The sequence below is a fragment of the Streptomyces sp. A 4/2 genome, from assembly GCF_940670765.1.
Lineage (GTDB): Bacteria > Actinomycetota > Actinomycetes > Streptomycetales > Streptomycetaceae > Streptomyces.
Genome location: NZ_CALNVW010000072.1, coordinates 1 through 4,273, shown reverse-complemented (window position 1 = coordinate 4,273; position 4,273 = coordinate 1). Strand labels below are relative to the sequence as shown.

General features: G+C 70.7%; 3 protein-coding genes. 2 read left to right on the top strand and 1 reads right to left on the bottom strand.

What is annotated here, in order from left to right:
* Positions 1-2,322, top strand: a 2,322-nt coding sequence (locus tag NBY69_RS36990; RefSeq protein ID WP_250306668.1) for a DnaB-like helicase C-terminal domain-containing protein, incomplete at its 5' end; no start/stop codon positions are given.
* Complete coding sequence (locus NBY69_RS36985) at positions 2,322-2,942, top strand: hypothetical protein (RefSeq protein ID WP_250306667.1); 621 nt, start codon at positions 2,322-2,324, stop codon at positions 2,940-2,942. The genes NBY69_RS36990 and NBY69_RS36985, both read left to right, overlap by 1 nt.
* 246 nt (positions 2,943-3,188) lie before the next feature.
* Here the strand turns inward: NBY69_RS36985 and NBY69_RS36980 are convergent, their stop codons facing one another.
* Positions 3,189-3,443 carry a hypothetical protein gene (locus tag NBY69_RS36980; protein WP_250306666.1) on the bottom strand — a complete coding sequence of 85 codons (255 nt, stop codon included), beginning with the start codon at positions 3,441-3,443 and terminating at the stop codon, positions 3,189-3,191.
* Between the last annotated feature and the right edge of the window lie 830 nt (positions 3,444-4,273).

The following is a 4,273-nucleotide window of genomic DNA, read 5'->3' as shown; positions in this document are numbered from 1 at the left end:
CCCGCCCCGGCCACCACCCCCGCCGCAGCTGCGCCCCACCAGCCGACCCCCGCCGACACCGAGCCGGCCGCCCCGAACGCACCCGCCCCCGCGCCGGCCGCCGACGAGCCCGCCCTGCAGGACCCCGCGGCCACACCCCCGACGGCCAGCCAGCCGGCCGCGGCGCCCGCCACTCCGCGGCCCCCGCGCCGCCTCGCCCCGCTCGCCGACGCCCTCACCACCGTCCTCACCCCCCAAACCCCCGACCCGGACACCAACACCCCGGCCGGCCCGCGCGCCCTGTCCACCGGCATCCGCACCCTCGACGACGCCCTCGGCGGCCTCCAACCCGGCCGCTTCTACCTCGCCGCCGCCGCCCCCGGCACCGGCGGCAGCCTCCTCGCCACCACCACCGCCCGCACCACCGCCCTCGACCACCACCTCCCCGTCCTCTACGCCGCCTCCGGCCTCACCCGCGCCGACGTCGCCGCCCGGATCGTCGCCGCCCACCTGCCCGTCGACTACCGCCGCCTGCGCACCGGCCACCTCACCCCCACCGAACAGGCCGACGCCACCACCCTCCACACCGAGCTCGCCGCCGCCCGCCTCTACATCGACGACGGCTCCGACCTCACCCCCGAAGCCATCGCCGAGACCGCCGCAGACCTCGCCGCCGACCTCACCCACACCACCGGCCAGCCCGGCCTGGCCCTGGTCGTCGTCGACCGCCTCCAGGCCCTCGACGACCCCCGCCTCCCCCTCTCCGGCCCCCGCCTCACCGACGCCGCCCAGACCCTGGCCCACCTCGCCCGCACCCACCACGTCCCGGTCCTGGCCATCCTCGACACCGACCACCCCGACCTGATCACCACCCTCGGCCTCGACACCACCCTCACCCTCCACCCCCACCCCGACGCCCCCACCACCCAACTCCTCGTCACCATCGCCGAACGCGACCTCGGCACCCAAGCCACCCTCACCCTCACCGCCGACCGCACCCACGCCCGCCTCACCGACCCCACCCCCTTCAACCCCCACGCCCACCACCGCCCGGCGCCGGAGGCGCCCAACACCCCCGCAGCGCCGGAGGCGCCCACCCCCACGACCCCAGCGCCGGAGGCGCCCACACAGGCCTCCACATGGCCCACCGCCGCCGTCCCCGGCCACCCCGCCCAGAACACCACCGCTGCGCCCCAGCCCGACCCTGGCCCCGACTCCGAGGTCACCGCGACCACCGCGACCACCGCGGCCGCCCTGGCCAACCTGACGCCCGACCAGCCCCCCGCCCACCCGCTGCGCCCGACCCGGGGCCCCGCGGCGCGTACGGCCGCCCCCAGGCCCGCCCGCGCCGCCGGCGGGGACTACGCGGGCCGGGACTACGGCCACTTCCTCGACATGATCAGCTCGGTCGTCGAGCAGACCCTCCAGGAGCACGGCGGCGACACCGAAGCCGCGATCACCGCGCTGGAGCTGAAAGCAATTCCGAACGGAATGGCCCTCTTCGAGGCAACCCGAGTCGGCGGAAATTACGAGCACACCGTCTATCCGGAACGCCTCGAATTCCTCAGCAAAAAAACCCGCGACGGAGCCGACGACATCTGGGAAGGCCGCCACAAGTGGGAGAACGGCCCGCTCCTGGGCCAGGTCAAGGCCGGCACCCTCGCCAGCGTGGCCGTCGACGTCCTCGACACCAACGCCGCCTACTGCAGCGCCCTGAAGACCTGGCTGCCCATCGGCGCCCTGCAGCACGACCCCGACGGTGGCTTCCACTCCAAGCGCTCCGGCATCTACCTCCTGCCCAAGCGCCCCACCTGGGAACACCCGCACCTGCCCGACCCGATCGGCAACCGCCGCGAGCCGGGCCCGGTCCTCCTGGACGACGCCACCATCCGCCTCCTGATCCGCTGCCACAAGCTCGGCCTCGCCGAGGCCCCCGACATCACCCAGTCCTGGACCTCCGGTGCCTCCGAAAACATCACGGAGAAGTTCCGCCGCGTCCTCACCCTCGCCCGCGAAAACGCCATCCGCGACGGCGACGACGTCACCGAAAAATACGTCAAGGCGATCTATGCCAAGTTCGTCTCCACCATCGGCGAATCATCATTCAACCGCGACCTCCGCCGACCCGACTGGATGCATATCATCCGCAGCCAGGCATTCGCCAACCTCTGGTACAAGGCCAAGCGCGCTCACGACCACGGCCTCACCATCGTGAAACTCCGCGGCACTGACGAACTCCACATCACCGGAGACGTCCCCTGGCGCTCGGTATTCGAAGAAGGCCGTCTCACCACTCAGCTGAAGCTCAAGAACCAGTACACCATCGACGCGAAGGCCGCCTAATGTCGACCGACGGCTGGAAGAACTTCGGCAAATACGGCGCCAACCTCGACCCCGAAAACCGACACGGGAAAATCGCCCTCGGCCGCGCCCTCGAAGACGCCCTGGAACGGATGATCGTCGAAGGCGGCATCAAATCCCCCGTCACCACCCGCCGCGGCCTCACCGCCCGCATGAAGTACCTCACCACCACCCAAGGCGGCGCCCAGGCCATGGCCGACGCCGGCATCACCGCCGTCCCCAAGACCATCAGCGCCTGGACCAAGGGCAAGCAACACCCCCTCCCCGCCAACCTCGACGCCATCGACACCGCCTACTGGAACCTCCGGGCCGCCAACATCCTCAACAACCCCGGCGCGTTCAAGCAGCACCTCAACAACAACGGCAAGGGCACCCGGGTCGAGATCCACCCCATCAACCAGGACGTCGTCGACGAACCGCGCCGCCGCGACAACCTGCGCATCCGCACCCTGCACGTCCGCTACGTCTGGGACGACGCGGTCGACGCCATGGCCACCGGCGACCTCAGCAAGCTCGAGGAGATCTGGGACGACATCATCGCCGACCTCGACTCCGACTGGGGCGCCTACACCTACGTCCGCCACATCGGCCTCGGCGCCTGACCACCCCCACCAGCCGCACGCCCGCCCCACCGGGCCGCAGCTGCGCCCCACCCCACCCCAGCTCAGACCAGCACCACCGGGCACAGCAGCGCGTACATCTCCCCCGCAGCTGCGCCTCCGCGATGTCCCAGGGGCCGGTGATGCTGCGGGCCAGGGCGAAGAAGACGCCGTGGCGGCGCGCGGTGCGGCGCCAGGCGCGCGAGCTGTTCAGGCCGCCCTCGTAGAAGCAGACGCCGGCCCGGCCGGTCACCGTGAGGACGTCGCCGGCCACCCAGCCCTCGAAGTCGTCGAACCGCGCCCCCCGCCGGACGCCAGCCCGGCCAGGTGCGGATCCGGCCCGCGGCCGCCGGCCGACACGAACGTCTCGACCCGGTGCGAGGCCGCGAAGACCACCTGCGCCCGCCGCGCGTCGACGGCCCACGCCTGCATGCCCAACGGCTCGCTGCCGACATCGACGGCGTACATCGTGCCGCCGTCCACCGTGGCCGCCTCCTCGCTCACACCAGGCCAACGAGCCGAACCCCCGGAGGTAACCCAGCCAGCGGCCGGCCCCGCCCCGCTGCGCACCGCCGGGTCCCGGCCGGAGCTCCACCACCTGGCCGAGCAGAAGCCGACCGAGCCGCCCGCCTCCGAATGCCCGGTCTCCCGAGAATTCCCGGTACAATTCTCGAAGCGCCACAGCATGAATCCCCGGTACAACTCGGAGGGGAGGCAGGGCATCAGACGGGATTCACTGACCGTGCAATTCTGATACAGGCTCAGGCTGATAGAATCCGGTACAACTTCCCCGCCCGCAACGAGAATCCCGTAGGATATGAAGGGCACTCAGTCCGATTCGGTTGACCATCAATCAGGCGCGTTACAGAAAATGCCATCGCTGCCTGTACAAGTCCCGATTCGACCGCTAGAATTGGCTTACTGGTTCAGACCAGTTGGCCAGGACGATAGCTGACTCAGAGTCACAGATTCCCCGGCTAGCAACTTGTAACGGAGCGGGGACCGTGACATACTGGAGCCCGGTACACAACAGGGAAGGCGCCCGGAGGGCGTCCACCGAAGAAGTCGGCCGAACCCGGGAGTGAGCCCGGCCAGAGCGGCCAGAGCCCGAGGCCACAGAAGAAAACCCCAGGTCAGAGCCCTAAAGGACTGAGTCCATGGGGGAAGAGGCCGCCCGGAGGCTCGGATGCCGGCACAAGGGCCGGTCCTGAAGATCAGCCCCCAACGAGCGAGAGTTGTACCGGGCGCCTCCTCCTAGCCAGCCAAGAGCCACGGAGTGGCGTTACATCATTCCGTCACGGTAGTGACGGCGCGTCATGTGTCCGGAGGACACG